General features: G+C 56.9%; 2 rRNA genes. Both read right to left on the bottom strand.

Features of this window, described 5'->3' with window-relative positions:
- Positions 1–2,854: ribosomal RNA gene (locus ACFVS2_RS34565) — 23S ribosomal RNA — on the bottom strand; the annotation flags it as partial.
- Positions 2,855–3,140: 286 nt separating this feature from the next.
- A 16S ribosomal RNA gene (locus ACFVS2_RS34560) occupies positions 3,141–4,666 on the bottom strand.
- Between the last annotated feature and the right edge of the window lie 331 nt (positions 4,667–4,997).

The following is a 4,997-nucleotide window of genomic DNA, read 5'->3' as shown; positions in this document are numbered from 1 at the left end:
TACGCCCGCGACGGATAGGGACCGAACTGTCTCACGACGTTCTAAACCCAGCTCGCGTACCGCTTTAATGGGCGAACAGCCCAACCCTTGGGACCGACTCCAGCCCCAGGATGCGACGAGCCGACATCGAGGTGCCAAACCATCCCGTCGATATGGACTCTTGGGGAAGATCAGCCTGTTATCCCCGGGGTACCTTTTATCCGTTGAGCGACGGCGCTTCCACAAGCCACCGCCGGATCACTAGTCCCGACTTTCGTCCCTGCTCGACCCGTCGGTCTCACAGTCAAGCTCCCTTGTGCACTTACACTCAACACCTGATTGCCAACCAGGCTGAGGGAACCTTTGGGCGCCTCCGTTACCCTTTAGGAGGCAACCGCCCCAGTTAAACTACCCATCAGACACTGTCCCTGATCCGGATCACGGACCCAGGTTAGACATCCAGCACGACCAGAGTGGTATTTCAACGACGACTCCACAACCACTGGCGTGGCCGCTTCAAAGTCTCCCACCTATCCTACACAAGCCGAACCGAACACCAATATCAAACTGTAGTAAAGGTCCCGGGGTCTTTCCGTCCTGCTGCGCGAAACGAGCATCTTTACTCGTAGTGCAATTTCACCGGGCCTATGGTTGAGACAGTCGAGAAGTCGTTACGCCATTCGTGCAGGTCGGAACTTACCCGACAAGGAATTTCGCTACCTTAGGATGGTTATAGTTACCACCGCCGTTTACTGGCGCTTAAGTTCTCAGCTTCGCACACCCGAAAGTGCACTAACCGGTCCCCTTAACGTTCCAGCACCGGGCAGGCGTCAGTCCGTATACATCGCCTTACGGCTTCGCACGGACCTGTGTTTTTAGTAAACAGTCGCTTCTCGCTGGTCTCTGCGGCCACCCCCAGCTCACGGAGTAAATCCGATCACCAGTGATGGCCCCCCTTCTCCCGAAGTTACGGGGGCATTTTGCCGAGTTCCTTAACCATAGTTCACCCGAACGCCTCGGTATTCTCTACCTGACCACCTGAGTCGGTTTAGGGTACGGGCCGCCATGAAACTCGCTAGAGGCTTTTCTCGACAGCATAGGATCATCCACTTCACCACAATCGGCTCGGCATCAGGTCTCAGCCTTATATGAGGGACGGATTTGCCTACCCCTCGGCCTACACCCTTACCCCGGGACAACCACCGCCCGGGCTGGACTACCTTCCTGCGTCACCCCATCGCTTACCTACTACAAGTCTGGTTCGTCGGCTCCACCACTTTCCTTTCCCCGAAGGGTCCGGAACGGCTTCACGGACTTAGCATCGCCTGATTCGATATTTGGCGTTTCAAAGCGGGTACCGGAATATCAACCGGTTGTCCATCGACTACGCCTGTCGGCCTCGCCTTAGGTCCCGACTTACCCTGGGCAGATCAGCTTGACCCAGGAACCCTTAGTCAATCGGCGCACACGTTTCTCACGTGTGTATCGCTACTCATGCCTGCATTCTCACTCGTGAACCGTCCACAACTAGCTTCCGCTGCTGCTTCACCCGGCACACGACGCTCCCCTACCCATCACAGCACCCGTTGGGGCTTATTGCTGCAATGACACGACTTCGGCGGTACGCTTGAGCCCCGCTACATTGTCGGCGCGGAATCACTTGACCAGTGAGCTATTACGCACTCTTTCAAGGGTGGCTGCTTCTAAGCCAACCTCCTGGTTGTCTCTGCGACTCCACATCCTTTCCCACTTAGCGTACGCTTAGGGGCCTTAGTCGATGCTCTGGGCTGTTTCCCTCTCGACCATGGAGCTTATCCCCCACAGTCTCACTGCCGCGCTCTCACTTACCGGCATTCGGAGTTTGGCTAAGGTCAGTAACCCGGTAGGGCCCATCGCCTATCCAGTGCTCTACCTCCGGCAAGAAACACACGACGCTGCACCTAAATGCATTTCGGGGAGAACCAGCTATCACGGAGTTTGATTGGCCTTTCACCCCTAACCACAGGTCATCCCCCAGGTTTTCAACCCTGGTGGGTTCGGTCCTCCACGAAGTCTTACCTCCGCTTCAACCTGCCCATGGCTAGATCACTCCGCTTCGGGTCTAGAGCGTGCAACTCAATCGCCCTATTCGGACTCGCTTTCGCTACGGCTTCCCCACACGGGTTAACCTCGCTACACACCGCTAACTCGCAGGCTCATTCTTCAAAAGGCACGCAGTCACGACCGTTGTTCCGAAGAACAACGGCGACGCTCCCACGGCTTGTAGGCACACGGTTTCAGGTACTATTTCACTCCGCTCCCGCGGTACTTTTCACCATTCCCTCACGGTACTATCCGCTATCGGTCACCAGGGAATATTTAGGCTTAGCGGGTGGTCCCGCCAGATTCACACGGGATTTCTCGGGCCCCGTGCTACTTGGGTGTCTCTCAAACGAGCCGCTGATGTTTCGTCTACGGGGGTCTTACCCTCTACGCCGGACCTTTCGCATGTCCTTCGCCTACATCAACGGTTTCTGACTCGTCCTGTCGCCGGCAGACGACAGAAGAGAGATCCCACAACCCCGCATGCGCAACCCCTGCCGGGTATCACACGCATACGGTTTGGCCTCATCCGGTTTCGCTCGCCACTACTCCCGGAATCACGGTTGTTTTCTCTTCCTGAGGGTACTGAGATGTTTCACTTCCCCTCGTTCCCTCCACATGCCCTATGTGTTCAGGCATGGGTGACAGCCCATGACGACTGCCGGGTTTCCCCATTCGGAAACCCCCGGATCAAAGCCTGGTTGACGGCTCCCCGGGGACTATCGTGGCCTCCCACGTCCTTCATCGGTTCCTGGTGCCAAGGCATCCACCGTGCGCCCTTAAAAACTTGGCCACAGATGCTCGCGTCCACTGTGTAGTTCTCAAACAACGACCAGCCACCCATCACCCTCACTTACAAGAAGTGAAGTTCACTGGGGCCGGCATCGCGAAGATAAGACCTTACGGCCGTACCTTCAGATACCCAACAACGTGCCAGGCACCAGACCTCATCCGAATCCTCTTTCCACGCCGAAGCAGTACTCGAGAACCATCAGATCGTCTGGCGCCAAATAATCAACGTTCCACCCATGAGCTGACCGTGCAGAACATTTGTCTGCAATCGGTACTGTGCTCCTTAGAAAGGAGGTGATCCAGCCGCACCTTCCGGTACGGCTACCTTGTTACGACTTCGTCCCAATCGCCAGTCCCACCTTCGACAGCTCCCTCCCACAAGGGGTTGGGCCACCGGCTTCGGGTGTTACCGACTTTCGTGACGTGACGGGCGGTGTGTACAAGGCCCGGGAACGTATTCACCGCAGCAATGCTGATCTGCGATTACTAGCGACTCCGACTTCATGGGGTCGAGTTGCAGACCCCAATCCGAACTGAGACCGGCTTTTTGAGATTCGCTCCACCTCGCGGTATCGCAGCTCATTGTACCGGCCATTGTAGCACGTGTGCAGCCCAAGACATAAGGGGCATGATGACTTGACGTCGTCCCCACCTTCCTCCGAGTTGACCCCGGCGGTCTCCTGTGAGTCCCCATCACCCCGAAGGGCATGCTGGCAACACAGGACAAGGGTTGCGCTCGTTGCGGGACTTAACCCAACATCTCACGACACGAGCTGACGACAGCCATGCACCACCTGTATACCGACCACAAGGGGGGCACTATCTCTAATGCTTTCCGGTATATGTCAAGCCTTGGTAAGGTTCTTCGCGTTGCGTCGAATTAAGCCACATGCTCCGCTGCTTGTGCGGGCCCCCGTCAATTCCTTTGAGTTTTAGCCTTGCGGCCGTACTCCCCAGGCGGGGAACTTAATGCGTTAGCTGCGGCACCGACGACGTGGAATGTCGCCAACACCTAGTTCCCAACGTTTACGGCGTGGACTACCAGGGTATCTAATCCTGTTCGCTCCCCACGCTTTCGCTCCTCAGCGTCAGTAATGGCCCAGAGATCCGCCTTCGCCACCGGTGTTCCTCCTGATATCTGCGCATTTCACCGCTACACCAGGAATTCCGATCTCCCCTACCACACTCTAGCCTGCCCGTATCGAATGCAGACCCGGGGTTAAGCCCCGGGCTTTCACATCCGACGTGACAAGCCGCCTACGAGCTCTTTACGCCCAATAATTCCGGACAACGCTTGCGCCCTACGTATTACCGCGGCTGCTGGCACGTAGTTAGCCGGCGCTTCTTCTGCAGGTACCGTCACTTTCGCTTCTTCCCTGCTGAAAGAGGTTTACAACCCGAAGGCCGTCATCCCTCACGCGGCGTCGCTGCATCAGGCTTTCGCCCATTGTGCAATATTCCCCACTGCTGCCTCCCGTAGGAGTCTGGGCCGTGTCTCAGTCCCAGTGTGGCCGGTCGCCCTCTCAGGCCGGCTACCCGTCGTCGCCTTGGTGGGCCATTACCCCACCAACAAGCTGATAGGCCGCGGGCTCATCCTTCACCGCCGGAGCTTTCAACCCCCACCCATGCGGGCAGGAGTGGTATCCGGTATTAGACCCCGTTTCCAGGGCTTGTCCCAGAGTGAAGGGCAGATTGCCCACGTGTTACTCACCCGTTCGCCACTAATCCACCCCGAAGGGCTTCATCGTTCGACTTGCATGTGTTAAGCACGCCGCCAGCGTTCGTCCTGAGCCAGGATCAAACTCTCCGTGAATGTTTACCCGTAATCGGGTGCACACGCACTTAGAGCGGGTCAGTCATGTCGGAATAAGACCGACTGACCACTGCGTCCTCGCTGTGTAATTGCCTGCAAGCATCACCCGAAGGCGACCTCACAGGTCTTTTTCAAAGGAACCTCATCCACCGAAGTGGACGGGGTATCAACTTCTGGCGTTGACTTTTGGCACGCTGTTGAGTTCTCAAGGAACGGACGCTTCCTTTGTACTCACCCTCTCGGGCTTTCCTCCGGGCTTTCGTTCTTCGTTCTTGCGTTTCCGACTCTATCAGATCCTTTCGGGCCTGACCCCCGGTCAGCAGGGTTTGTC

This window comes from Brevibacillus sp. NPDC058079, from assembly GCF_042885155.1.
Lineage (GTDB): Bacteria > Bacillota > Bacilli > Brevibacillales > Brevibacillaceae > Brevibacillus.
Note: the sequence above shows the minus strand (reverse complement) of the source record. Positions and strands in the feature narration are given on the sequence as shown.